This window comes from Actinosynnema sp. NPDC053489, assembly GCF_044544865.1.
Lineage (GTDB): Bacteria > Actinomycetota > Actinomycetes > Mycobacteriales > Pseudonocardiaceae > Actinosynnema.
Map to the genome: position 1 here is coordinate 50,157 of NZ_JBITXT010000007.1, position 25,703 is coordinate 75,859.

Consider the following 25,703-nt stretch of genomic DNA (forward strand, 5'->3'; position numbering starts at 1 on the left):
AACCGATCCACACCGGGAGTCGATCGTCCGGCCACCCGCCCTCAGGCGAGCGCCAGGGCGACGACCGCGACCAGGGCCGGGACGACCCGGGCGAGCGCGCCGCCCACGCCGCTGCCCCTGGGCCTGCTCATCGCGAGCCGGTCCGACACGCCGAGGCCGACGCCGGCCGCCACCATGAACCCGCACGTGGAGAACACCAGGGCGCGGCCGACCGGCGCGTCCCCCGCGACCAGCCCGATCACCGTGCCGCAGGCCAGGAACAGGTTGTAGAGGCCGACGTCGAACCACCACAGCCGGACCGCGTCGACGTCCCGCGCGGGCACCTTGAACACGCCCCGGTGCACACCCGGCCGCCGAAACAGCACGGTCTCCCACGCGAACGCCGTCAGGTGCACCAGGGCGGCGACCCCGGCGGCCGCCTGGGCGAGGGCGTTCACGGCTCCCACTCCCCCATCGTGATCCCGTGCCGGCCCACGACGTCGCGCAGCAGCGGCGCCGCCTCCTCCGGCGGCGTGCCGGCGGGCACGGCCCGGTCGACGTCGCGGAAGAACCGGCCCATCGCGTCGGTCAGGCTGATCGCCGGGAACTGCACCGACGGCGAGTGCACGGTGAAGGTGTGCGGCGCGCCCGGCGGGATGGCGACGCAGGCGCCCGGCCCCACGTCGTGGACCTCGCCGTCGACCGGCACCGCCATCCGGCCGTGCAGCACGTGGTACGCCTTGGGCCAGGGCGTGCCGCGGGGCGGCACGGCCGGGCCGCGCGGCGCGTCCACCTCGAACAGCTCGTAGGCGCCGTCGGTGTGGGCGGCGTCCACCTTGATGGTGATCCTCGCGTCCGGCGAGTTCAGCTCGAAGCCCTCGCCCGCGGTGCTCAGGTGCGTCTTCACGACCCGACGCCAGGAGCGGCCGGCGGGTGGTCTCCATCCCGGAAATGTGGGGTAGAGGCCCGGTCGGCGGCGGCGCACACTCCGGACGTGTGGGAAGGCCGGGCGATCGGCGCGCGGCGGGAGGTCGCCGCGCTCGCGACCGCGGGGCTCGGGGTCGCCGAGCTGCGCCGGGCCGCCATCGAGGTGGTCGAGCGGGTGGTGCCCACCGAGCCGACCTGCTGGGCCTCCCTCGACCCGGACACCGCCGTGATCAGCACGACGACCAGCGGCGCGAACCGCATCCCGGCCGAGTACGAGCCGGTGCCGGCGACCTGCGAGTACGGCGGCGCGGAACCGCACTCGTTCGCCGAGCCGGCCCGCCGCCCGGGCGTGGTGGCCCGGCTGTCGGACGCGCCGCGACACCGCCCGCAGCCGCCGGGTGAACGAGGTGTGGCGGCCGCTGGGGCTGGGCCACGAGCCGCGCGCGGTGTTCCGGGCGGACGGCACGTGCCGGGCGCGGCCGGCCTGGTGCGGCGCGGCGAGTTCACCGACCGGGAGGTCGAGTTCGTCGCCTCGGTCGCGCCCGCGCCGGCCTCGGCGACGCGGGTCGCGGTGCGGTGCGGCGCCCACCGGACCGGCGGTGAGCCGGCGATCGTGGTCGTGGGGCCGGAAGGGGCGCCGCGCGCGGCCACGACCGCCGCCCGCGCGTGGCGGGAGGAGCTGGACGCGATCGCGCCCGGCCGGTTCGCGGTGATGCTGCGGGCCGTGGTCACCGGCGCGCGGGCCGCCGCCTCGGGCACGTTCCGGGCGCGGGTGCGGGACGCGTCCGGCGGGTGGGTGATGCTGCGGGCCTCCCGGTTGATCGCGGAGGACGACCGCGAGACGGTGGTGACCGTCGAACGCGCGTCCGGCAGCGAGCTGCTCGGCCTGCTGTCCGCCGCCTACGGCCTCACCGCGCGGGAGCGCGAGGTGTGCCGCGAGGTGATCGCCGGGCGGTCCACTTCGGACATCGCGGCCCGGCTGCGCATCTCCGCGCACACCGTGCAGGACCACCTGAAGTCGGTGTTCGGCAAGGTCGACGTGCGCAGCCGGGGCGAGCTGGTGGCCCGGTTGCGGCTCGAAGGGCCGTGATCGGCGGTCCGCCCGAACCGGTGACATCGCGGTCCGGGCCGGCCGCGGTGCGCGTTCGTGGGGTGCAATGGGGGCTGGTCATCCGCCGGTCCACCGAGGGGGCGCTGTCGTGCGAGCCGTGGTGCTGAGCCGTTTCGGCGGTCCCGAGGAGCTGCGCGTGGGCGAGGTGGACCGGCCCGAGCCCGGTCCCGGCCAGGTGCTGCTGCGGGTGCGCGCCGCGGGCGTGAACCCGTTCGACGCGAAGGTCCGCTCGGGCGCGATGGAGGCCGCGTTCACCACGCCGCTGCCCGCGGTCCTCGGCTCGGAGGTCGCGGGCGTGGTCGAGGAGGTCGGCCCGGGCGTCACCGGCACGTCGGTCGGCGACGAGGTGTTCGGCTGGGCCGACAGCGGCTCGTACGCCGAGCGGGCGGTCGCCACGACGGTCGCGCGCAAGCCCGGCGGGCTGCCGTGGGAGCGCGCCGCGGCGCTGCCGGTGGCCGTCGAGACGACCGACCGGGTGTTCGGGCTGCTCGGCGTGCGGCCGGGCGAGACGCTGCTCGTGCACGGCGCGGCGGGCGGGGTCGGCTCGATCGCCGTGCAGCTGGGCGTGCGGGCGGGGCTGCGGGTGATCGGCACCGCGGGCCCCGGCAACCAGGAGCACGTCGCCGCGCTCGGCGCGACGCCCACGACGTACGGCGAGGGCCTGGTGGACCGGGTGCGCGCGCTCGCGCCCGACGGGGTCGACGCCGTGTTCGACGTGGCGGGCAAGGGCGCGCTGCCGGCGTCGATCGAGCTGCGCGGCGGCACGGACCGGATCGTCACGATCGCCGACGACGCCGCCGCCGAGCTGGGGGTGGTGTTCACCGGCGGTCCGCCGCAGCGGTCTCCCGAACGGCTGGCCGAGGTCGCGGACCTGGCCGCGAAGGGCGAGCTGGTGATCACCGTCGCCGGCACGTTCCCGCTGGTCGACGCGGCCGAGGCGCACCGGGCGCTCGCCGGCGGCCACGGGCCCGGGAAGCTCGTGCTGGTGGTGTGAGCGGGCCACCCCGCCGGAGAACTGCCTCTGGACACTTCCTCACGCCTACCTGTAACACGGGGTTAACAGGTACCGGCAGGAGTCCGAGGAGGTCCGATGGCGGCACGGGACGTGAATCGACGCGCGGTGTTGCGCCACGCGGGCGCGGCGGGTGCGGTCGGGGCGCTGTCGGCGTTGTTCGGTAACGTGCCCGCGATGGGTCAACCGTCCGCGACTCCGTTCGACCTGCACTTCGCGGTGACGCACAAGCACCGCCCGTTCGACCTGGTCGCGCCGCGCTTCGTGCAGTACGACAGCGCCCTCACCCCGCCCCCGGCCGCCCCCGGCACGGTGATCCGCACCGGCGTGCGGCCCCGCGCCCCCTTCGGGTCGGTGCTGGTGGAGGTGCAGCGCGCCGAGGGCGTGGTGGTCGCGGGCCTGGCCGGTGACGGGACCTCCGTGCTGGGCACGCTCGACGTGGCCGCGGGCAGGGCCGCGATCGAGGTCACGACCGGCGGCGCGACCACCGTGGTGAAGTCCGCCGACGTGCGCGTGACCGGCGCGTTCCGGTTCGCCGTGGTGGTCAACGAGAACGCGGTCACGGTGCTGGTCGACACCACCGGCACGGGCACGGGCTGGCAGCCGGTGCTGACCGAGCGGGACGGCGTGCGCGCGCTCGTCGACCTGCGGGTGCCCGCGGTGCTGGGCGGCCTCGACTACGCCTACGGCGGGCGCGGCGACGTGCGGCTCGGCCGGGTCCGCGCGGGCTACTTCGGCCAGGCGGGCGTCCGCGACCCGCACTTCGTGCAGCACGCCGACGGCAGGCCCTACGCCCGGGACGGCAAGCTGTACCTGACCATGACCAACGCGGGCCTCGGCTTCTTCCAGCAGGCCCACTGGGCGGTGTGGACGATCGACCTGGCCGACCCGTCGAAGCTGGAGCAGGTCGCGGTCCTGTTCTTCGAGCGCGACGGCGTCGTGCTGGGCGACCACGCCGGCCAGGTCGTCTACGACGACCGCACCGGCCGGTTCATCCTGCTGATGAGCTCGTGGGGCGACTTCGCGTTCCAGGGCGTCCACATCCGCCACACCACCACGACCGCGAACGTGCTGCGGGGCGTGCACGTGCTGCGCACCGAGCGGCTGCCGCTGCCGACCGCCGTCAGCTCGTGGGACCCGGCGCTGACCCGCATCGACGACCGGTGGCACCTGGCGTTCGTCGAGAGCGAGGCCCAGCAGCCCGCGTTCGTGTTCCACCCGGCGCTCGCCGTGGCGGCGCGCGGCGAGGACTACACGCGCACCCGGCTGGTCGGCGCGGACACCTCCGTGGACCAGACCGAGGGCACGATCATCCAGAAGGTCGGCCGGCAGTGGTACGTCTTCGCCAGCGACGGCGACGCCCGGCAGTACCCCGTGTACGACCTGGCGATGCGCAGGCTCGGCACGCTCGACGCGCCCTACGGCACGAACATCCCGCACCCCGTGCTGCTGCCGGGCAACCGCGACTGGTGGCTGGTCACGTTCGACGGCACGCAGTACGCCGAGCCCGTGCTGGGGTACGGCGGGCACGGCGACCTGATCGTCATGCGCAGCCCGGCCCCCGACCGCCGGTAGCGGTGCGGGGGCCGGGGTCCGCGGCTACCTGCCCTGGGATTCCCGCTCCTTGGCGAAGAACTCCTTGATGAGGTTGTCGCGGACCTGCGCGCCGTTGGCCGCGTACGGGCCGCCGGGACCGGTCAGCCGCTCGATCTGGTCGAGCAGGTTCACGCTCTGGTCGCGCAGGGCCGGGTCCATCCTGAGCTGCTGGCCGCCGACGGTGACGGTGCTGCCGCCCGCCACGTAGTCGCGCAGCCCGTTCCAGTCCGTCGGCGCGGCGGTGCCGGGTTGCAGCTGGTAGTCCAGCCGCGGCGGGGCGCCGTTCGCGCCGTGGTGGGCGTTCTCGTTGACCAGGACGTTCTGGTACTCCAGCAGGGTGCGCTGCGAGTTGTGGTCGTTGAAGCCGTGCTCGTTCTGCCGGGCGTGGCCGACCTCGTGCAGCAGCGTGGGGTTGTCGTTGTGCCGGTCGTCCAGCATGAGCAGGTTGCTGTCGACGTTGTAGCCGCCACCGCCCTGCATGTCGAGCATGTCCGAGGCGGGGCTGCTCGCGAACTCCGGGTCGGAGGCCAGGACGTCCGGCGGGATGCCCATCAGCTCGCCGATGGTCATCCGCTGCTGCTCCGGGGTGAGGCCGTGGCGGTTGCCGGGCGGCAGGTCCGCGACCGGGGTGTCGAGGGTGAACGGCCGGCCGTTGTTGGCCCTCGGGTCGGTCGGGATGACGACGCCGCCGACGTCGTTGCGGAGGCCGAGCTGGTCGCGGATGTCGCCCATGCGGTCGCCGAGGGGCCTGGTGTCGGGGTTGGGCATCGGCGTGACGGCCGGGGGCGGCGGCAGGCTGCTGCCGTGGGTGTCGCCGCCCTGATCGCCGCCGTCACGACCACCGTCACCCTGATCGCCGCCGTCACGACCGCCATCGCCCTGACCACCGCTGTCGGCGCCGCCACCTTGGTCGGGACCGCCGCTTTGGTCCGGGCCGCCGCTTTGGTCGGGACCGCCGCTTTGGTCCGGGCCGCCGCCGTGGCCGCCGCTGCCGCCGGCACCACCGGTGCTGCCGCTGCCGCCGGTGCTCCCGCTGCCGCCGGTGGTGCCGCCGGGCGGTCCCTGGTAGATGTCGCTGTCCTGGCCGATGCCGTTCAGGCTGTCGGTGATGTCGCTGTCGGTGGTGCGCATGGTCTCGGCCGACTCGCGCACCTTCCGCGCGGCGTTGGCGGCGGCGTCCGCGGCGGCCTTCGTCGTGCTCGCGCCCTGGCTGATGGTGGAGTTCAGGGGCGTGGCGATCATGCTGCCGAACGCGCCGTAGGCCGCCGGCGTCGCCTGGTGCGAGCCGAGGTTCTGGCTCGTGGTGGTCAGGCCGTGGCCGACGTTGTCCAGGTTCTGCGCCGCCCAGTCCAGGTTGTCCAGGCTCATGGCGCTGCCGTTGTCGCTGATCTGGTAGAAGTCCGAGAACGGGTTCTCCGGCGACGGCGGCGGGCTGACCTCGTACCGGTCGCTGAACGGGTTGCTCGTCGTGCTGGTGGTGCTGTCCGGGCTCCCGGGTGGCGAGGACGAACCGTCGCTCCCCCCGTGGCGGGCCATCAGACGGCCGCCTTCGGCGCGGGCTGGTCGCCGGCCCGGGGCGCACCGCCGCCGTCGCCGTAGAAGTCGCCGTACCCGCCACCCGCCTTGACGCCCTCGTGCACGATGCCGCCCGCGTCGCCCGCGTCGGCGAACCGGTCGAAGCCCTTGCCCAGGTCGCCCATCGACCCGCCCAGCTTGCCCAGCCGCGCGGCCTGCCTGCCCAGCGCGGCGATCAGCTTGGCGATCCGCGCGCCGATGCGCACGGCCAGGGCGGTGGCCGCGCCGACGGCGTAGCCGATGAACCCGACGATGGAGGCACCCAGCGTGAACACCGCGGCCGCCGCCGCGATCAGCGCGCCCTTGACCAGCTGGGCCAGCAGTCCCGCGATCAGGTCGCGCACGATGTCGCGCAGGATGATGATCAACGTGCCGGTCACCGCCGTGACGCGCGCGGTGCCGTCGACGACCTCGGCCAGCGAGTCCAGCTCGCCGCCGAGCCGGTCCATGCTCCGCTTGAACGCCTCGCCCGCCTTGCCCTCCCAGCCGGTGAACTGCGCCATGGCCGCCTTGTGCAGCTCGGCCTGGTCGCGGATCTGCTTGGCGTCCGCCTTGACCTGGTCGATGTGCGCCTGGATGGCGTCGCGGTCCCCCATCAGCATGTCCAGCGGCTCGCGCAGGAAGCTGACGTGCTCGATCAGCCACCCGATCCCCGCCGCGAGCAGCGTGCCGATCGGGTCCACGACGAGCGCGACGGTCGAGGCCACGACGTCGATCGCGCCGAACGTGATGTCGAGGACGCGCTCGGTCTCGCTCTGCGCGTCGCCCTCGATCGTCTTGACGAAGCCCGAGTAGCTCTCGAAGATCCCCGCCCCGGTCCACTGGTCGGTCATCCGCCGATCCCCCTTCTCCCCCGACGGCAGTGGACCGCACCGCGCCAACGACGGGCCAACGTCCGGCCAACTCCGGCCGAACTCGGGCCACCGGCAACCACTCCCGCGCAGCGGCGACCAGCGCCGCGACGCCGAGGGCCGGGGTGGGGTCGACGACCGGGGCGAACAGCGGCGAGTGGTTGGCTCACCGCCATGACGAACCACATCGACGAGGCGTTGCGGGCGTTGGCGGACGGCGAGGTCGACGCGGCGGCGGCCGCGGTGCGCGGCGGGGGCACGCCGCTGGCGGAAGCGCTGGCGAGGTACCTGGCGTCGGCCCGGGAGGGATCGGTGTACGACGAGCCGGCGGCGTTCGAGGCGTTCATCGGGGGCGGCGGGAACGTGGGGCTCTACCGGGCCGTCGGCGAGGCGCTCGGGCGGGTCTACACGGCGGCGCGGCCGGCGACCCTGCTCGACGTCGGTTGCGGTGACGGCCGCGCGCTGCGGGCCGCACTGGCCTCGGAGCACGCCCCGGCCTCCGTGACGCTGGTCGAGCCGTCGGCGGCGCTGCTGGACGCGGCGGTGCGCGCGTTGGCGGGTCACGACGTGGACGCCAGGCGCACCAGGGTGGAGCCGTTCGCGGCCGGGCTGCCCGAGGGCGAGGTGTTCGACGTGGCGCAGTCGACCTTCGCCCTGCACGCGCTGCCGCACGAGGTGCGCGACACCGTGCTGGCCGACCTGGCGCGGCACGTCGGCGTGCTCGCCGTGGTCGAGTTCGACGTGCCGGACCTGCCCCACGGCGGTCCCGAGCACCGCCGGTTCCTCGCCGAGGCCTACGAGCGCGGGCTGGTCGAGTACGGGGAGGACCGCGACCTGGTGGCGCAGGGGTTCCTGATGCCGGTGCTGACCGGCCAGCTGGTGCCGGGCGCGACCCGGGCCACCTGGGAGCAGCCCGCGGCGCGGTGGGCGGAGCAGGTGGGGCGGGCCGGGTTCACCGACGTGCGGGTCACCCGGCTGCACGACTACTGGTGGTCGCCCGCGTTCCTGCTCACCGCTTCCGGGTCTCCCGCAGCAGCGACGCGGCGGTGACGAGCACCAGCACGGCTGCGGAGCCGTGCACGGCCAGCGCGTAGGCCACCGTGCCGCCGTTGGTCAGCACCGCGACGCAGTCCCCGATCGGGATGACCGCGTCGGCGAGCACCACCCAGCCGAGGGCGCGCCGCTGGCGCAGCAGCAACAGCGCCAGCGCGGTCAGCCCGTAGGCGAGGTCGCGGACGCCCTTGACCACGAAGTACCCGTTGCCCTCCGGCCACGGGTCGATGCCGAAGCCCGCGGCCGCGCCCTGCGGGTTGAGCAGGAAGTTGAGGCCGAACGCGAAGCCCGCGAGGACGACGAGCACGGCGAGACCCGTGTTGATCCGGTGGTGGGACATGCCCCGACTCCAGGTGCTAGCAGCGCTAGGTACGAGAGCGACACTAACTTGAAGCGCGCTCGGATGTCTAGCGCTGCTAGCATCACGTCGTGTCCATCCAGGAGCGCCGTGAGCGCGAACGCGCCGAACGCCACCGGCTGATCGTGGACGCGGCCCGGGCGCTGGCCGAGGCGGAGGGGTGGGACGCGGTCACCACCCGGCGCCTGGCCGAACGGGTCGAGTACAGCCAGCCGGTGCTCTACAGCCACTTCAAGGGCAAGGACGCGATCGTGCGCGCGGTCGCCGTCCAGGGCAGCGCCGACCTCGCCGAGCGGTTGCGCGCCGCCCGCGCGGCCCACCGCTCGCCCGCGGCGGCGCTGGAGGCCGTGGCGCGGGCGTACCTCGACTTCGCCGCCGCCCGGCCGGCGCTCTACGACGCCATGTTCGTGCGGGAGGTCGACCTGTCGTTCGGCACGGCCGAGTCGCCGCCCGAGCTGCTCGCCGCGTTCGGCGAGTTCGTGGCCGTCGTCGAGCCGTTCGCCGGTGGCGACGACGTGGAAGCGCTGACCGAGGTGCTCTGGAGCGCGCTGCACGGGCAGGCGACGCTCGACCACGGCCGGCGGTTGCGCCCCGACCACCGCGAAGCCCGCCTGGAGCTGCTGCTGAGCCGCTTCACCGGGCGCGGGCGATGACCGGCGGCCCACCGTCGTTCCCGCCGCCGCCCAGGACGTGCGCCACCACGTGCCCGCCCGCCGCGCGTGCGGGTCGGGTCAGGCGTGGACGAGGGCCTCGTCCCACTCGATCCGGTGGTCGAACTGCCAGGTGAACTTCGCCGGGTCGGCGAACTTGAACGCCAGCGGCAGCAGGGCGTCGCGCAGCACCCGGCCGACGGGACCGGCGGCCTTGGCGCGGTTCGTCCGGGCGGCCTGGGCGATGATCCGCTCGACGCGGTCGCGGCGCAGCGACTCGTAGGCGCGGAACGCCTCCTCGTGCGGAAGGTCGCGCAGGCACCGGGCCAGCTGCACCGCGCTCTCGAACGCCAGCGACGCGCCCTGGCCCGAGCTCGGCGACGTGGCGTGCGCGGCGTCGCCGACCAGGACCAGCCGGCCGCGGCTCCACCGCGGCACGCCGGGGACGTCCTCCAGCGCGCCGGTCACCACGAGGTCGGCCGGGTCCGTGGCGGCGACCATCCGGGCGGCCGGGGTGCGGTCGGGCGCGAAGGTCTCGGCGAGCAGGGCCAGCCACCGCTCCGGGCTCGTGGCCCGCGCCTGCGCCGTGGTCAGCGGGGTGGCGCGGGGCAGGTTCGCGAACCAGCCACCGGAGCCGTCCGCCCCGACCTGGTAGCCGAAGAACGCGCGCTTGCCGGAGACCAGCCGCATCGCGCCTCCGGTCGACGGCTCGCCCGTGTCGGCCATCCGCGCGCCGAAGCCGAGCAGCCCGGCGTACCGCGGGTGCGGCGCGTCCGGGTCGATGATCCGCCGCACGGTCGACCGGATGCCGTCCGCGCCCACGAGCACGTCGGCGTCGACCTCGTCGGCGTCGGCGAAGCGGGCGGTGACGTGCGTGCCGCGGTCCACCGCGTCGACCAGCTCGCGGCCGTGCTCCACGGGGATGCCGCGCCGCACCGCCTCCTCCCGCAGCACGCGGTGCAGGTCGGCGCGCCACACCAGCAGCTGCGGCGGCTCCCCGCCGAACCGGCCCAGCGTGCGGCCCGTCCAGGTCTGCAGCTCCATCGCGGTCATCGGCGTGCCGATCGACCGCACCAGGTCGGCCAGGCCGAGCACCTCCAGCGCCTGCAACCCGTTGGGCGCGATGCTCAACGCGCCGCCGGCGCCGTCGACCACGCGGCCGTGCCGCTCGTGGACGCCCGCCTCGAACCCGGCCTTGCGCAGCGCCATCGCGGCCACCGGCCCGCCGATGCCACCGCCGATCACGATCGCCCTCATCGTTCCCCCTCGTGGAAGGCGGCCCACTGCGGGCGCCAGCCCTCGATGCGTTCCAGGAAGCGCCGGACGAACGCCACCTCGGCGTTCAGCAGCGCGATGCGGTACTCCTCCTCGACCAGGAACAGCGGGTGCGCGTCGGCGCCCGCCACGATCGCCTCGGCCTCCCCGACCCGGCGCGCCAGCGCGTCGAGCCGGTCGCGCAGCAGGGCCGCGACCTCGTCGGGGTGCAGCGCGGAGATCATGGACAGGGCCGCGACGAAGCGCGGGTACTCGTGCCCCGGTTCGGCGACCAGTTCGCGCATCCAGTCCTTCAGCTCCGCGCGACCGGCGTCGGTGAGCGCGTAGACGGTCCGCTCGGGCCGCTGCCCTTCGCGGGACGTTTCGTGCTCGGCGATGAACCCGGCCTTCGCGAGCTGGCCGAACACCATGTAGAGCGAGCCGTGGGTGAACTTGATGCTGCGGTCCTCGCCGTGGGCCTTCAGGAGCCGGCCCAGCTCGTAGGGGTGCATCGGCTCGCGGACGAGGTAACCGAGCACCGCCAACCCGAGCAGGTTGCCGACCTTGCGCTGGGACGCCACCACCACCTCCATAGTCAGTCCTAACTATCCACGACCGACTAGTCAGAGTCAACTATTCGGAAGGCACGGTGGTGGGCGGCGCACAACCCTACGTATGGGTCTGGTGACGACAGGTCGCCGGCTGGTTCCTTGGGCAGCGGGAGCCCTCCCTGTCACACGGCTCCCGCTTTTCCCTGTACCCCAAGGAGACCACCATGCTCGTACGAAAGGCAGCGCGGATCCTCGTCGGCGCGCTGGGCATGCTGCTGCCGCTCATCGCGGTGGCCGCGCCCGCCGCGTCGGCGCAGCCGCAGGTCCTGGCCCGCACGCTGTACTACGACGTGAGCCAGGCGCAGGAGTTCGCGGCGGACTGGGACCGCGCCGCCACGAACTGGAACAACTCGGTGGCCAACGTCAAGCTGGCCCGCCGCACCTCCACCTCGGGCGTCAACATCCGCATCCTCGCGGACGACGGCTGGCCGCGGGCCTACGTGACCTCGCTCGGCAACGGCACCGTCTACATGGGACGCGAGGCCGTGCTGCAGGGCTACTACCGGCCGCGCATCTCGACGCACGAGATCGGGCACATCCTCGGCCTGCCGGACCGGCGGACCGGCCTGTGCACCGACCTGATGTCGGGCTCCAGCGCGCCCGTGTCCTGCCGCAACGACCTGCCGAACGCCGCCGAGCGCGCCGAGGTCGACCGCCGGTTCGCCGGCACGCTGGCCGCGGCCGACGTGCGCGCGGCGGGCTACGCGGGCAGCAGCACGGAGTGCTACGTGTACTGAGGCGCGTGACGGTGCCCCGTGGGGCGGTCGCCACCCACGGGGCTCCTGGAACACCGCGGCCGCCCGCGCCGTTGGGCAGGCGTGGACGCGGTGGAGACGGTGTTGGCGTGGAGCATCCCCGGCGGCACGTTGTCGGTGGTCGGGGTCGCGGTCTACGAGCTGCTGCGCCAACGGCGCCGCAAGCGCAAGGGCACCCCGCTGGCCACGACGACCGTCAACGAGATCACCGCGATGTTCTACGGCTCCAAGCGGATGGAGCTGGAGCACCGCGACTCGGTCGCCGTGATGCGCGAGGAAGAGGCCCAGGGCGCACCACCGCGCCGCGTCGACCTCGATCGCGGCGTCGTGGTGCTGCGCCCGGACCCCGGACCGGGAACGCCCGCTAGCGGAGGCTGAGGGGGCGCAGGTCGGTCCAGTGCTCCTCCACGTAGGCCACGCACGCGTCCCGCGTGTCCGGGCCGAAGGCGGACGTCCAGCCGGCCGGGACGTCGGCGAACGACGGCCACAGCGAGTGCTGGCCCTCGTCGTTCACCAGGACGTGGAAACGGCCTTCGGGGTCTTCGAACGGGTTGGTCACGGCTCGATCCTCCGGTCGGGGTCGGTCGTCGCGCGGTGCAGGTGCTCCAGCACCGCGTCGGCCAGGTGGCGGGCGGTCGTCGGGTCGAACAGGTCGGTCGCGTAGGCGAGGTAGCACGGTACCGGGCCGTCGTCCGGCGGCTCGTAGAAGCTGAGGGCCAGCTCGGCGGCCATCGTCCCGGTCGGCACGGCTTCGAGGGTGCCCGTGCCGCCCTCCAGCGCCGCGAGGGCCGCCTTCTCGTGGTGCACGATCACCACCTGCGGTTCGACGGGCACCGGGACGTCGGCGTGGTCGAACGCGGCCAGGTCGGTGGCCCGGACGCGGGCCAGCAGCTCGGTGTAGCCGGGGTTGCCCGCGGTGTCGGTGCGCAGCACGACCCGGTTGAAGAACGAGCCGACCAGGTCGGCCAGCGCCTCCTCGGTCCGGCCGGCGACCATCGTGCCGATGGGCAGGTCCGTGCCGTACGGCGTGAGCGCGGCGGCCAAGGCGGCCTGCACCACCATGAACGCGCTGGTGCCGGTCCGGGCGGCCAGCCGGTCGACGGCCCCGTGCAGCGACGCAGGCAGCGGCAACGGGATCACGGCGGCCGGGTGGCGACCCGCTCGCCGCCCGGCCCGGTACGGCAGCCGGATCTCGGGCAGGTCGCGCAGCACCTCGCGCCAGAACGCGCGCTGCTCCTCCCCCACCGACTCGACCACCTCCAGCGACCACAGGGTGTAGTCGGCGTAGGTCACCGGCAGTTCGGTCCACTGTGGAGCACCACCGGCGCGGCGGGCCGCGTAGGCGTGCTGGAGGTCGCGGAACAGCGGCACCACCGACCACTCGTCCACGGCCAGGTAGCTCATGGTCAGCAGCAGCGCCTGCGCGCCGGACGCGTCGACCACCAGCCGCGCCCGCGCCGGCGGCGTGCCCGGCGGCACGGGCTCGGCGGCGAACCCCGGCAGCGCCTCGTCCAGGGACGGCACCCGCACGACCTCCAGCGGCGCGCCGGGCACGGCGCGCTGCACGTCACCGTCCAGCACCGTGCGCAGCGGCTCGTGCCGGGCGACGACGTCGGCGTACGCGGCGGTGAGGGCCGGCACGTCGAACGGCTCCCGCGCGCGCAGCGCCAGCGCGTGGTCCCACACCTCCGCCGACCGGCCCCGTTGCACGGGCGCGAGCGGGAGGTCCACCGGGCGGTCGAACCGGCGCAGCGGCGGCCGGTCCGAGGTGGCCCCGGTGAGCCGCCCCGCGAGCCCCGCGACGGTCGGCGAGTCGAACACGTCCCGCAGCGCGAGGTCCACCCCGAACACCGACCTGATCCGGCCGACCAGCCGCATGGACGCCATGGAGTGGCCGCCCAGGGCGAAGAAGCTGTCGTGGATGCCCGGCGACACGCCCAGCAGCTCGGCGAACAGCTCCGCGATCGCCTTCTGCTCCGGCGTCGTGGGCCGGTCGTCGCCGGTGAGCGCCGACCAGTCCGGCTTCGGCAGCGCCCGGCGGTCGAGCTTGCCGTTCGGCGTCAGCGGCAGCGGGCCGTCGAGGAACACCACGGTCGCCGGGACCATGTACTCGGGGAGCCGTTCGGCGGCGAACGCGCGCAGGTCGTCCCGCGTCGAGCCGACGACGTACCCGACGAGCCTGGTCACCTCGCCCGTGCGGTCGGCGACCACGGCCGCCTGCGCCACGTCGGGGTGCCGGGCCAGGGCCGCCTCGACCTCGCCCGGCTCGATCCGGAACCCGCGGATCTTCACCTGGGCGTCGACGCGGCCGAGGAAGTCGAGGTTGCCGTCGGCGCGCCACCGCGCGCGGTCGCCGGTGCGGTACATGCGGGCGCCGGGCGGGCCGAACGGCGAGGCGACGAACCGCGAGGCGGTCAGCGCGGGTTGGCCGACGTAGCCGCGGGCCAGGCCGCGACCGGACACGTACAGCTCGCCGACCACGCCCGGCGGCACCGGGCGCAGGCGGTCGTCCAGCACGTGCACGGTGGTGTTCGGGTCCGGGACGCCGATCGGCACGGCGGAGTCCCAGCCGGGCACGGCCCGCCACAGGGTGGAGTTGACCGTGGCCTCGGTGAGGCCGTAGGCGGCGAGCAGGTTCAGCCGACCGGCCCAGCGGCCGATGACGTCCGGCGGGACGGTCTCGGTGCCGACCAGGACCGTGGCGCCCTCGGGCAGCTCGCAGTCGGCGGGCAGCGCGGACACCAGCGACGGCGGCAGGATCATGTGCGTGATCCGCCGGTCGCGCAGGAAGTCGGTCAGCTCGGGACCGGCGACGCGCACCTCGTCGGGCGCGAACACCAGCCGCCCGCCCACGCACAGCGCCATGGTCAGCTCGAACACGGCCACGTCGAAGCCCACGGAGGCGAACTGGAGCACGCGGCCGTCCGCGGTCAGGCCCATGCGGTCGATCGCCGTCGCGGCGAGGCTCGCGATGCCCTCGTGCGGCACCACCACGCCCTTGGGGCGGCCGGTCGAGCCGGACGTGTAGATCACGTACATCGCCGAGTCCAGCGACCGCGGCCCGGCGAACGCGGCCGGCGCGGGTCCCCGCGCCGCGGCCAGTTCCCCCGCCACCGCGTCCGAGTCCAGGACCAGGACGTCGACGACGTCCGGGACGGGCGCGGAGGTCGTGGTCACGACCAGTCGGGCGGCGGAGTCCCGGATCATGTAGGAGATCCGGTCGGCCGGGTGGGAGAGGTCCAGGGGCAGGTAGGCCGCGCCCAGCTTCACCACGGCCAGCACGGTGGCGACCATGTCCGCCGACTTCGGCACGGCGACGCCCACGACCGACTCCCGGCCGACGCCGCGGGCCGCGAGCGCCCCGGCGATCCGGTCCGACCGGGCGTCCAGCCAGGCGTAGCTGACCGACCGGGCGCGGTCGACCACGGCCACCGCGTCCGGGCGCTCGGCCGCGCACCGGGCGAACATCTCTGGGAACGTCTCCTCCGGCACGGCCCGCGCGGTCCGGTTGAACTCCTCGACCACGAGCCGCCGCTCGTCGGGCGCGAGCAGGTCCACCGCGCTCACCGGAGCGGACGGCGCGGCCAGCACGGCGTCGACCAGCGCGACCAGCCGCGCGCCGAGCCGCCGCGCGGTCCCGTGGTCGAACAGGTCGGTCGCGTACTCCAGCCGGCACGTCACCGGCCCGTCGGCCACCTCGGTGAAGCTGAACACCAGGTCGAACTTCGCGGTGGTCGTCGGGTGGCCCACCCACGTCACCGGCAGCCCGTCGAACGCCGCCGCCTCGCCGCCGCGGGCGTGGTAGCCCACCATCACCTGGAACAGCGGGTTGCGCGCCGCCGAACGGGTCGGGTTGACCCGGTCCACCACGGCCTCGAACGGGACGTCCTGGTGCGAGAACGCGGCCAGCGACGTCTCCTTCACCCGCGCCACCAGCTCGGTGAACGAGGGGTCGCCGGACAGGTCGGCCCGCAGCACCAGGGTGTTGACGAAGAACCCGACCAGGTCGTCCAGCGCCTCGTCGGTGCGGCCGGCGATCGGCGCGCCCAGCGGGACGTCCTCACCCGCGCCCAACCGGCCCAGCAGCGCCGCGACCGCGGCCTGGAGCACCATGAACATCGACGCGCCGGACGCCTGCGCCACCGCGCGCAGCGCGTCGGCCCGTTCGGTCGGGAACACGACCTCCAGGTCCGCGCCGCGGAACGTGGGCCGGGCCGGGCGCGGCCGGTCCACCGGCAGCTCCAGCTCCTCCGGCACCCCGGCCAGCGCCCGCTCCCAGTGGGCGAGCTGCTCCTCCCCGACGACCTCCAGCACATCGCGCTGCCACACCGCGTAGTCCGCGTACTGCACGGGCAGCGGAGTCCACCGCGGTGCCCCGCCCTCCCGCCGCGCCCGGTACGCCGTCGCCAGGTCGCGCAGGAACGGCCGGTCGGACCACTCGTCGGTGGTGATGTGGTGCAGCAGGATGACGACCAGGTGCTCGTCGGGCGCCAACGACGCGACCGTGACCCGCAGGGGCAGCTCGGTGCGCAGGTCGAACGGCCGCCCGACCTCGTCGCGCACGATGCCCGGCACGTCGTCCTCGGTCGCCCCGCGCACCACCACCGGGGGCGTGACGTCGTGCAGCACCCGCTGGAACGGCGTGCCCTCGTGCTCGCCGAACACGGTCCGCAGCGCTTCGTGCCGGTCGACCACGTCACCGACGGCGGCGGTGAACGCGGCCGCGTCCAGCGGGCCGTGCACCCGGAACACCAGCGGGAAGTTGTAGGCGGTGGACGTGCCCTCCATCTGCTGGATCAGCCACAACCGCTGCTGCGCCGACGACAGCGGCAGCTCGGCGGGCCGTTCGACCGGCACGAGCGGCGGTCGCACCGGACCACCACCCGCCCGCGCGGCCAGCTCGGCGACCGTGGGCGCGTCGAACAGGTCGCGGATCGCCAGTTCCACGCCCAGCGCCGAGCGGGCCCGGCTCACCAGCCTGGTCGCGAGCAGCGAGTGGCCGCCGAGGTCGAAGAAGTTGTCGTCCACGCCGACGGACGGCACGCCGAGCACGTCGGCGAACAGCCCGCGCAGCACCTCCTCCGCCCGGTTGGCCGCCGCGCGCGAGGACCCCGCGCCCGTGACCACCGGCTTGGGCAGGGCCCGCACGTCCAGCTTGCCGTTGACGGTCAGCGGGAGCGCGTCCACCGCGACGATCGCGGCGGGCACCATGTAGTCCGGCAGGGTCGCCTTCAGGTCCTCCCGCAGGGCTGCCGGGTCGGCGTCGGCCACCACGTACCCGAGGAGCCGCTTCACGCCGCCCGGGCCGGCGTCCACGACGACGGCCGCGTGCGTGACGCCGGGTCGGGCGGCCAGCGCCGCCTCGACCTCGCCGAGCTCGACCCGGTAGCCGCGGATCTTGACCTGGTCGTCGGTGCGGCCGAGGAAGTCGAGGTTGCCGTCGCGCCGCGCCCGCACGAGGTCGCCCGTCCGGTACATGCGGGAACCGGGCGGGCCGTACGGGTCGGCCACGAACCGCTCGGCGGTCAGGCCGAACCTGTCGTGGTAGCCGCGGGCCAGGCCGACGCCGGCGACGTACAGCTCGCCGGGCGAACCGGGCGGCACCGGCCGCAGGCGCGCGTCCAGCACGTACGCGCGGGTGTTCCGGATCGCCTTGCCGACGGTCGGGGTGTCGCTGTCCTCAGTGGACGCCCCGAGCGCGTTGATCGTGTACTCCGTCGGCCCGTACAGGTTGTAGCCGTACGTGCCGGGCGTCTCGCGCAGCCGCCGCCACACCGAGTCGGGCACGGCCTCGCCGCCGAGCAGCACCAGCGCCGGGACGTGGCCCTCCAGCAGGCCCTCCTCGATGAGGAGCTGCGCGTAGGTCGGGGTCACGTTGACCACGTCGACCAGGTGCTCGTCGCAGTACGCCACGAGCGCCGCCGCGTCGCGGCGCAGCTCCTCGTCGCAGACGTGCACCTCGTGGCCCTCGACCAGCCACAGCAGCTCCTCCCACGACATGTCAAACGCGAACGACACGGTGTGCGCGATGCGCAGCCGCCGCCCGCCCGCCGCCGCGACGGCCGGTGCGAAGATCGCCCGTTGGTGGTTGAGCTGCATGTTCGTCAGGCCGCGGTAGGGCGTGACGACGCCCTTGGGCCGCCCGGTCGAGCCGGACGTGTAGATCACGTAGGCCGGGTGCTCCAGCGAGAACCGCGGCCACTCGGCCACGTCCGGCGCGTCGGGCAGGTCGTCGACGCACAGCGCGTCCGGCACCAGCCCGACCGCCCTGGTCGACAGCACGCACAGCGGCCGGGTGTCCTCGACCATCATCAGCAACCGGTCGGCCGGGTGGTCGAGGTCCAGCGGCAGGTAGGCGGCACCGGTCCGCAGCACCGCGAACAGCGCCACCACCATCTCGATCGAGCGCGGCAGCGCCAGCGCGACCACCCGCTCCGGGCCCGCGCCGCGGCTGACCAGCACCCGCGCCAGGGCGTCGATCCGGTCCCGCAGCTCGGCGTAGGTGAGCCGCCGGTCGCCGAACACCAGCGCGGTGGCGTCCGGCGTGCGCCGGGCCTGCGCGGCGAGCAGGTCGGCGACCGTGTCCCCCACCACCGGGGCGGCACTGGCGTCCCACTCGGCGGCCAGCGCGGCCCGTTCGCGGTCGGGCAGCACGTCGACGGTGCCGACCAGCGCGTCCGGCGCGTCGACCAGGCGGCGCAGCACGGTGGTGTAGCGGGTGAGCAGCTCCTCGGCGGCGTCGGCGGTGAAGGTGTCGGGCCGGGCCGCCAGGGTGACGCGGGTGCGGGTGCCGGGCGTGATGATGAGCGTCAGCGGGAAGTGCGTGCCGTCGACGTTGGAGACGTCGAGCACGCCGTGCCGCCGGGCCAGCTCGTCCTGGCGGTCGTCGCCGTCGCCGGTGCGCAGCACGAACAGCGTGTCGAAGAGCTGCCGGTGCCCGGCCTCGCGCTGGATCTCGCCGAGGCCGACGTGCTCGTAGGACATCAGCGCGGTGCGTTCGGCCTGGATGCGGCGCAGCAGCTCCAGCACGGTCTCGCGGGGGTTCAGCGCGATGCGGGTGGGGATGGTGTTGAGGAACATGCCGATGACGTGCTCCACGCCGTCGACCTCGACCGGGCGGCCCGCGACGGCGGTGCCGAACACCACGTCGTCCCGGCCGACCCGGCTCGCCAGCACGAGCGCCCACGCGGCGTTGAACACGGCGTTGGCGGTCAGGCCGTGCTGCCGCGCCCGCGCGCGGATGCGGTCGGTCAGCTCCTCGGTCAGCTCTTGGTGGACCTCGGCCGGGATGACCGGTTCGCGGGACCGGTCCACGGGTGCGACCAGGGTGGGTTCGCGCAGCCCGGACAGGGCCGTGCGCCACGCCCGCAGCGCGGCGTCGTGGTCCTGGCGCGCCAGCCACGCGAGGTAGTCGCGGTAGGAGCCGGGCGGCGGCAGCTCGGCGTCGGGGTCGCGGTACAGCTCCAGGAGCTGCTCCAGGAACAGCCACGCCGACCAGCCGTCCCACAGGATCAGGTGGTGGGTGACGACGAGCCGGTCGCGGCCCCCGGGCAGCCGCAGCACGAGGAACCGGCACAGCGGCGGCGCGGCCAGGTCGAACCGCTCCCGCCGGTCCGCGGCCAGCAGGTCGGGCACGTCGGCGTGCCCGACCTCGACCACGCGCAGCGGGATCTTTGGGACGGGTGCGATGAACTGCACGGGTGCCGGCACGCCGTCGCCGGTGAACCCGGCGCGCAGGCTCGGGTTGCGCTGCAGCAGGGCCGCGCCGGCCCGGCGCAGCCGGTCGACGTCGAGCCGGCCGGCGAAGTCCATCGTCTCCTGGGAGAGGTAGACGTCCAGCGCCCCGGTGTCGTAGCTGGAGTGGAAGTACAGGCCCTCCTGCAACGGCGAGAGCGGCCACACGTCCTCGGCCTCGGGCAGGGCCCGGCGCTGGTCGTCGGTCAGGTCGAGCAGCGGGGCGTCGTCGGCGGCGTGGCGCGCGTTCTCGACGGCGGCCAGCGCGGCGACCGTGCGGTGCTCGAACACGTCCCGGGGGCTGATCCCCACGCCGAGCCCGCGGGCGCGGCTGGACACCGCGATGGAGGTGATGCTGTCGCCGCCGAGGGTGAAGAAGTCGTCGTCCACGCCGAGGTCCGGCAGGCCCAGCACGTCGGCGAACACCTCGCGCAGCAGGCGTTCCCGCTCGGTGGCGGGCGCGCGGCGCGCGGTCGGGGCGGCGGTCGGCGAGGGCAGCGCGTTGTGGTCCAGCTTGCCGCTGGGGGTGAGCGGGAGGTCGGGCAGCGCGACGACCGCGTGCGGGGTCATGGCGGCCGGCAGCGCACCGGCGATCCCGGCCCGCACCGCGTCGAGGTCGACGTCGGCGGGCGTCACGTAGGCCAGGAGTTGGTGGTCGCGGGCGATGACGGCGGCCCGCGCCACGCCGGGCTGCCGGAGCAGCGCGGATTCGACCTCGCCCGGCTCGACGCGGTTGCCGCGCACCTTGACCTGCCGGTCCGTGCGGCCGAGGTAGACCAGCGCGCCGTCGGCGCGGCGGGCCACCAGGTCGCCCGTGCGGTACATGCGGTCGCCGGGCGCGCCGAACGGGTCGGCCACGAACCGCTCGGCCGTCAGCGCGGGCCGGCCGAGGTAGCCGAGGGCGAGCTGGACGCCCGCCAGGTACAGCTCGCCGGGCACGTCCACCGGGACCGGCCGCAGGAACGGGTCGAGCACGTGCAGCCGGGTGTTCCAGACCGGGTGCCCGATCGGCACGGACGGGCCGGGCGTGCCGTCGTACTCGAAGTGGGTGACGTCGACGGCGGCTTCGGTGGGGCCGTAGAGGTTGTGCAGCGGCACGGCGGTGAGGGCGCGCCAGCGGGCGGCCACGTCACCGCTCAGCGCCTCGCCGCTGCTGAACGCGCGGCGCAGGCCCGTCGACCACGTCGGGTCCTCGCGCACCTCGGGGACGCCGAGGAACGCGGCGAGCATGGAGGGCACGAAGTGCAGCGTGGTGACGCCGTGCCGGCGGATCAGGTCGGCGAGGTAGGCGGGGTCGCGGTGGCCGTCGGGCTTGGCGAGCACGACGGCAGCGCCCTCGCACAGGGCCCAGAAGAACTCCCAGACCGAGACGTCGAAGCTCGACGGGGTCTTCTGCAGCACGCGGTCGTCGGCGGCGAGGCGGTACTCGTGCTGCATCCACGCCAGCCGGTTGACGATCGCGCGGTGCGTGACGACGACGCCCTTGGGCCGCCCGGTCGAGCCGGAGGTGTAGATCAGGTAGGCGGGGTGGTCGGGGCGGGGCGCGGGCAGCTCCACGTCGGGCGCGGTCCCGTCCCGGCAGTCCTCGGGCCGCACGACCGTCGTCGCGCCGGAGTCGGCCAGCATGAACTCGACGCGGTCGGCCGGGTAGTCGAGGTCGAGGGGCAGGTAGGCCGCGCCGGACTTGAGCACGCCCAGCAGCGCCACCACCAGCTCGGCGGAGCGGGGGACGGCGACGGCCACGACGTCGCCCGCGTCGGCGGCGCGGAGCCTGCGGGCCAGGGCGGTGGCCCGGCGGTCGAGCTCGGCGTAGGTGAGGGTGACGTCGTCGTGGACGACGGCGACGGCGTCCGGCGTGCGGGCGGTCTGCGCGGCGATCCGGTCGACCAGGGTGCCTTCGGGCACGGTGACGGCGGTGGCGTTCTGCCGGGCCAGCCACTCGGCCTCGGTGGCGGAGACGAGACCCAGGCTCGCGATCGCGCGGTCCGGGGTGGTGGCGAAGGCGGTGAGGAGGGCGACGAGCCGTTCGGCGAGGGCGGCGACCCGGGCGTCCGGGAGGCGGTGCTTGAGGCGCAGCTCGAAGCGCTCGCCGGGCAGGGCGATCAGGGCCAGCGGGTAGTGCACGCGGTCGCGGATCTCCACGTCGTCCACCAGGTCGGGGAAGTTCTCGACCACGACGAGGGTGTCGAACAGCTCGCCGTGCCCGGTGACGCGCTGGATCTCGGCCAGCCCGAGGTGCTGGTGGTCCAGCAGGCGGGCCTGCTCGCGCTGGAGGCGGTCGAAGGCGGTCGCGAGGCCGTCCCCGCCCCGCCACCGCTGGCGGACGGGCACGGTGTTGATGAACAGGCCGACGGCGTGCTCGATCCCGGGCACCTCGGCCGGCCGGCCGGCGACGGTGGTGCCGTAGACGACGTCGGCGCGCCCGGTGAGGCCGCCGAGGAGCAACCCCCAGGCGCCGTGCAGCACGGTGCCGAGCGTCAGCCCCCGGCGCCGGGCCTGCCCGACGAGCGCCGCGCTCAGCTCCGCACCCAGCCGCACGCGGTGCTCCCCGTGCCGGGGCGATGCCTGACCCGCCGCCGACCCGGCACCCGAACTTGCCGCCCGGCCGCCACTCGCCGCCCGGCCACCACTCGCCGCCCGCAGGGCTTCGCGGGCGTCCCCTCCCAGGGGAGCCCTGGTTTCATCCTCCCACGGAGGTACGACAATTCCGGCCACCAGAGTGGGTCCGTCCACATCGGACAGGGCCGCGCGCCAGGCCTCGTGCGCCGCCTCCCGGTCACGGCTCTCGAGCCAGGCGAAGTAGCGCCGGTGGTCCACCGGTTCCACCCGGCCGCCCGCCAGCTCCCGCCGCAGCAGGCCGACCGACCACCCGTCCAGCAGGATGTGGTGCAGCGTCAGCACCAGGCGGTCGCCGTGGCGGGCCGCCCGCACCAGCGGCGGACGGGCCAGGTCGAACGGTTCGGCGCGCTCGGCGGCCAGCACGGATTCCACGTCGTCGGTCGCCGGGTACTCCCGCCACGGCAGGGCGAGCGACTCGGCGATCACCTGCTCCACCCGCCCGCGGTCCGACTGGCGGAAACCCGCCCGCAGCAACGGGTGCCGGTCGAGCAGCCCCTGCACGGCCTCCCGGTCCACGTCGAGGCCCAGCACCTCCTGCACCACGTACGAGTCGTCGGTGTCGTACCGGGCGTGGAAGAAGAAGCCCTCCTGCAACGGCGACGCCGGCAGCACGCCCGACGACAGCCCGTCCAGGTCGACGGCGACGGCCCCGACCTCCCGCGCCACCGCCGCCAGCCCCGCCGGGGTCCGGTGCTCGAACACCTCGCGCGGCGTGAACTCCAACCCCGCCGCCCGCGCCCGCGACACGAGCTGCATCGCCACGATGCTGTCGCCGCCCAGCTCGAAGAAGTTGTCGTGGATGCCCGGCTTCACCCCGAGCACCGCCTCGACCAACCCCACCACGGTCCGCTCGACGGGGTTCGTGGCGGGCGCGTCACCGCCCAGCGCGGTCCAGTCCGGCTCCGGCAGCGCGGCCCGGTCCACCTTGCCGTTCGGCGTCAACGGCAGCGACCCGGCCAGCGGCAGCACGACGGACGGCACCATGTACTCCGGCAGCAGCCCGGCGACGTGCTCGCGGGCCTGCGCCGGCGACGCCGTGCCGACCACGTACGCGACGAGCCGCTTCACCCGCCGGTGGTCCTCCCGCACCAGCACGGCGGCCTGCGCCACGCCGGGGTGCGCCATCAGCGCGCTCTCGACCTCGCCCGGCTCGATCCGGAACCCCCGGATCTTCACCTGGGCGTCCGACCGCCCGAGGAAGTCGAGGTTGCCGTCCGCGCGCCACCGGGCCCGGTCACCGGTCCGGTACATGCGCGCACCCGGCTCGCCGAACGGGTCGGCCACGAACCGGGACGCGGTCAGCCCCGCCTGCCCCCGGTACCCGCGGGCCAGGCCGCGCCCGCCGACGTACAGCTCGCCCTCCACGCCGACCGGCACCGGTCGCAACGCCGAGTCGAGCACGTAGCAGCGGGTGTTCGGGTCGGGCGCGCCGATCGGCACCGGCCCGGTCCAGTCGGGTCGGGCCGGCCACAGCGTCGAGTTGACCGTGGCCTCGGTGAGGCCGTACGCGGCGACGACGCGCAGCCGCCGCGCCCACCGGGCGATCAGCTCGGTCGGCACGGTCTCCGTGCCCACGACCAGCACCGCGCCGGCGGGCAGCTCGCACTCCGGCGGCAGCGCGGCCACCAGCGACGGCGGCAGGATCATGTGCGTGGCCCCGTGCGCGGCGATGTAGGAGGTCAGCTCCTCCCCCGCGACCCGGCGGTGCGACGGCACGACGACCGCCCGCCCGCCGACGCCCAGCGACATGCACAGGTCCCACACGGCCACGTCGAAGCCGACGGACGCGAACTGCACGACCCGGCTGTCCGGGGTGACGCCGATCCGGTCCACCGCGGTCGCGATGAGGCTGCCGATGCCCTCGTGGGCGACCACCACGCCCTTGGGGCGCCCGGTGGAGCCGGAGGTGTAGATCACGTACGCGGCCTGGTCCAACGCGATCGGCAGCCCCGGGTCCGAGTCGTCCTCGGGCAGCTCGAAGCGGGTGTCGGGGGTGACGACCAGCTTCGCGCCCGCGTCGGCCACCATGTGGTCGACCCGGTCGCGCGGGTGGTCCGGGTCCAGCGGCAGGTAGGCCGCGCCCGCCTTCATCACCGCGAGCAGCGTCACGACCAGGTCCGCCGAGCGGGGCAGCGCCACGCCCACGACGTCCTCGGCCTCGACCCCGGCGGCGACCAGGGCGCGGGCGAGCCGGTTCGCGGCGGCGTTCAGCTCGGCGTAGGTGAGCCGGACGTCCTCGCAGACCACGGCGACGGCGTCGGGGCGCAGGGCGGCCTGGCGCTCGACCGCCCGCGGCCAGGTCACCTCGTCGACCTCGCGCGGGGAGGTGCCGAACCTCAGCAGCTCGGCGCGTTCCGCCTCGTCCACGAGGTCGATCGAGGCCACCGGCTGGTCGGGGTCGGCGGCGAGCACGCGCAGGAACCGGGTCTGGTGGTCGGCCAGCCGCTCGGGCGTGCACACGGCGGCGTTCGCCTCGAACGTCACGACGAGCCTGCCGTCGGCGCGCTGGAGGAACGACGTGGTGAGGTCGTTGACCGGTCCCAGCGACAGCATGTGGAACGCGGGCTCCAGCTCGGTGAAGCCCATCTCGCGGCCGAAGCCCAGGTAGTTGACGGTCGGGCCGACCAGTTCGGGGATGCCGTCGCGCAGGCCCAGCTCGCGGGCCAGGTCCTCGCCGCGGTAGGCGCTGTGCGGCAGCACCGCGCGGATCTCGCGGTCGACGGCGGCGACCAGGTCGGTGAGGGTGCTGTCCGGGCGCACGGTGACGCGCAGCGGCAGCACGGTGGACGCCATGCCGGGCGTGACCCGGCTGACCGCGTCGCGCCGGCCGGTCACCGGCATGGCCAGCACCAGGTCCGACGCGCCGGTCACGCGGTGGGTGTAGGCGGCGACGGCGGCGAAGACCTGCCGCGAGGTCACCGGGTGCGGCAGCTCGACGGTGCGGCGGACGACCTCGCGCACCTGGCCGGCGGCCCGCGGCACGAGCCGCACCGGCTCGGGGCGGTCGGCCATCTTCCCGTGCCAGAACTCCCGGTCCGCCGCGCGGGCGGGCGAGTCGCGGTAGGCGAGGTCGGCGTCGACCAGCGCCTGGACGGGCATCGGCCGCGGTTCGGTCGCGCCCTCGTACAGCTCGCCCGCCCGGCGGGCGATCAGGACGCAGCCGTAGGCGTCGACCACCAGGTGGTGGTAGCGCTGGTACCACAGCACGTGGTCGTCGGCGATGCGCAGCAGCGCGTGGTGGAACGGCGGGCCGGCGGCGAGGTCGGTCGGGCTCGCCAGGTCCCGGTCCATCCAGTCGCGGGCGGCGGCGACCGAGTCGAAGGACAGGAGGGTGACGTCGGTGGTCGGCGGGACCGGCACCTGGCCGTGCTCGGTGAAGCGGACGTGCAGCGCGCCGGTCTCGGCGAGGGTGCGCCGGACGGCCGCCTCCAGCCGGTCGTGGTCGACCGGGCCGCGCAGCTCCAGGTACCACGCCACGTTGTAGACGGGGTTGTCGGGCTCCAGCTGCTGGGCCAACCAGACACCCGTCTGAGCACCGGTCAAGGGCAGCGCCATGGTCACGACCTTCCCGTTCCTTCCCGACTTCCCCGTGGCACACCGCGGGTGGGGGCGCGCGTC

General features: G+C 74.9%; 16 protein-coding genes. 7 read left to right on the plus strand and 9 right to left on the minus strand.

Annotation, left to right across the window (positions count from 1 at the left end; all coding sequences use genetic code 11):
• Nucleotides 1–41: 41 nt before the first annotated feature.
• A complete protein-coding gene (locus tag ACIGNX_RS17560; RefSeq protein ID WP_396541174.1) occupies nt 42–437 on the minus strand; it encodes a DUF1304 domain-containing protein in 396 nt (131 codons plus the stop codon).
• A complete protein-coding gene (locus tag ACIGNX_RS17565; RefSeq protein WP_396541176.1) occupies nt 434–886 on the minus strand; it encodes a cupin domain-containing protein in 453 nt (150 codons plus the stop codon). The genes ACIGNX_RS17560 and ACIGNX_RS17565 overlap by 4 nt, the downstream gene beginning before the upstream one ends.
• A gap of 87 nt (nt 887–973) precedes the next feature.
• Here ACIGNX_RS17565 and ACIGNX_RS17570 point away from each other — a divergent pair, with 87 nt between their 5' ends.
• The 3 genes from ACIGNX_RS17570 to ACIGNX_RS17580 all read left to right on the plus strand — a co-directional run bounded on the left by ACIGNX_RS17570 (nt 974) and on the right by ACIGNX_RS17580 (nt 4,604).
• Nucleotides 974–1,996: a LuxR C-terminal-related transcriptional regulator gene (locus tag ACIGNX_RS17570; protein ID WP_396541178.1), complete on the plus strand. Its 1,023-nt coding sequence runs from the start codon at nt 974–976 to the stop codon at nt 1,994–1,996.
• A gap of 67 nt (nt 1,997–2,063) precedes the next feature.
• Nucleotides 2,064–3,011, plus strand: coding sequence for an NADP-dependent oxidoreductase (locus ACIGNX_RS17575; protein ID WP_396541180.1), 948 nt, complete (start codon nt 2,064–2,066; stop codon nt 3,009–3,011).
• Nucleotides 3,012–3,107: 96 nt separating this feature from the next.
• Nucleotides 3,108–4,604, plus strand: a complete 1,497-nt coding sequence (locus ACIGNX_RS17580) for a hypothetical protein (RefSeq protein WP_396541182.1) — start codon at nt 3,108–3,110, stop codon at nt 4,602–4,604.
• Between the two features lie 24 nt (nt 4,605–4,628).
• Here the strand turns inward: ACIGNX_RS17580 and ACIGNX_RS17585 are convergent, their stop codons facing one another.
• Both ACIGNX_RS17585 and ACIGNX_RS17590 read right to left on the minus strand, forming a co-directional pair.
• On the minus strand, nt 4,629–6,161 hold the full coding sequence (locus ACIGNX_RS17585) for a hypothetical protein (protein ID WP_396541184.1): 1,533 nt from the start codon (nt 6,159–6,161) through the stop codon (nt 4,629–4,631).
• On the minus strand, nt 6,161–7,033 hold the full coding sequence (locus tag ACIGNX_RS17590; RefSeq protein WP_396541186.1) for a WXG100 family type VII secretion target: 873 nt from the start codon (nt 7,031–7,033) through the stop codon (nt 6,161–6,163). Before ACIGNX_RS17590 ends, ACIGNX_RS17585 begins: the two co-directional genes overlap by 1 nt.
• Before the next feature lie 192 nt (nt 7,034–7,225).
• Here ACIGNX_RS17590 and ACIGNX_RS17595 point away from each other — a divergent pair, with 192 nt between their 5' ends.
• Nucleotides 7,226–8,101, plus strand: a complete 876-nt coding sequence (locus ACIGNX_RS17595; protein WP_396541188.1) for a class I SAM-dependent methyltransferase — start codon at nt 7,226–7,228, stop codon at nt 8,099–8,101.
• Here ACIGNX_RS17595 and ACIGNX_RS17600 read toward each other — a convergent pair.
• Entirely contained in the window at nt 8,061–8,444 is a 384-nt protein-coding gene (locus ACIGNX_RS17600; RefSeq protein ID WP_396541190.1) for a DUF4267 domain-containing protein, read from the minus strand. The genes ACIGNX_RS17595 and ACIGNX_RS17600 overlap by 41 nt on opposite strands.
• Nucleotides 8,445–8,533: 89 nt before the next feature.
• On the opposite strand from ACIGNX_RS17600, the gene ACIGNX_RS17605 reads away from it, so the two are divergent.
• The gene (locus ACIGNX_RS17605; protein ID WP_396541192.1) at nt 8,534–9,115 is read left to right on the plus strand and encodes a TetR/AcrR family transcriptional regulator; all 582 of its coding nucleotides are present in this window, start codon (nt 8,534–8,536) and stop codon (nt 9,113–9,115) included.
• A gap of 78 nt (nt 9,116–9,193) precedes the next feature.
• On the opposite strand, the gene ACIGNX_RS17610 is transcribed toward ACIGNX_RS17605, so the two are convergent.
• Together ACIGNX_RS17610 and ACIGNX_RS17615 are read right to left on the minus strand one after the other, a co-directional pair.
• Nucleotides 9,194–10,369, minus strand: coding sequence for an FAD-dependent oxidoreductase (locus ACIGNX_RS17610; protein WP_396541194.1), 1,176 nt, complete (start codon nt 10,367–10,369; stop codon nt 9,194–9,196).
• Nucleotides 10,366–10,959 carry a PadR family transcriptional regulator gene (locus ACIGNX_RS17615; RefSeq protein WP_396541196.1) on the minus strand — a complete coding sequence of 198 codons (594 nt, stop codon included), beginning with the start codon at nt 10,957–10,959 and terminating at the stop codon, nt 10,366–10,368. The genes ACIGNX_RS17610 and ACIGNX_RS17615 overlap by 4 nt, the downstream gene beginning before the upstream one ends.
• A 182-nt stretch (nt 10,960–11,141) precedes the next feature.
• Between ACIGNX_RS17615 and ACIGNX_RS17620 the strand changes: the two genes are divergently transcribed.
• Both ACIGNX_RS17620 and ACIGNX_RS17625 read left to right on the plus strand, forming a co-directional pair.
• Nucleotides 11,142–11,714 carry a snapalysin family zinc-dependent metalloprotease gene (locus tag ACIGNX_RS17620; protein ID WP_396541198.1) on the plus strand — a complete coding sequence of 191 codons (573 nt, stop codon included), beginning with the start codon at nt 11,142–11,144 and terminating at the stop codon, nt 11,712–11,714.
• 81 nt (nt 11,715–11,795) lie between these two features.
• A complete protein-coding gene (locus ACIGNX_RS17625) occupies nt 11,796–12,110 on the plus strand; it encodes a DUF6191 domain-containing protein (protein WP_396541200.1) in 315 nt (104 codons plus the stop codon).
• Here the strand turns inward: ACIGNX_RS17625 and ACIGNX_RS17630 are convergent.
• Entirely contained in the window at nt 12,097–12,291 is a 195-nt protein-coding gene (locus tag ACIGNX_RS17630; protein ID WP_396541202.1) for an MbtH family protein, read from the minus strand. The two genes, ACIGNX_RS17625 and ACIGNX_RS17630, sit on opposite strands and share 14 nt — an antisense overlap.
• The gene (locus tag ACIGNX_RS17635; protein WP_396541204.1) at nt 12,288–25,640 is read right to left on the minus strand and encodes an amino acid adenylation domain-containing protein; all 13,353 of its coding nucleotides are present in this window, start codon (nt 25,638–25,640) and stop codon (nt 12,288–12,290) included. The genes ACIGNX_RS17630 and ACIGNX_RS17635 overlap by 4 nt, the downstream gene beginning before the upstream one ends.
• Between the last annotated feature and the right edge of the window lie 63 nt (nt 25,641–25,703).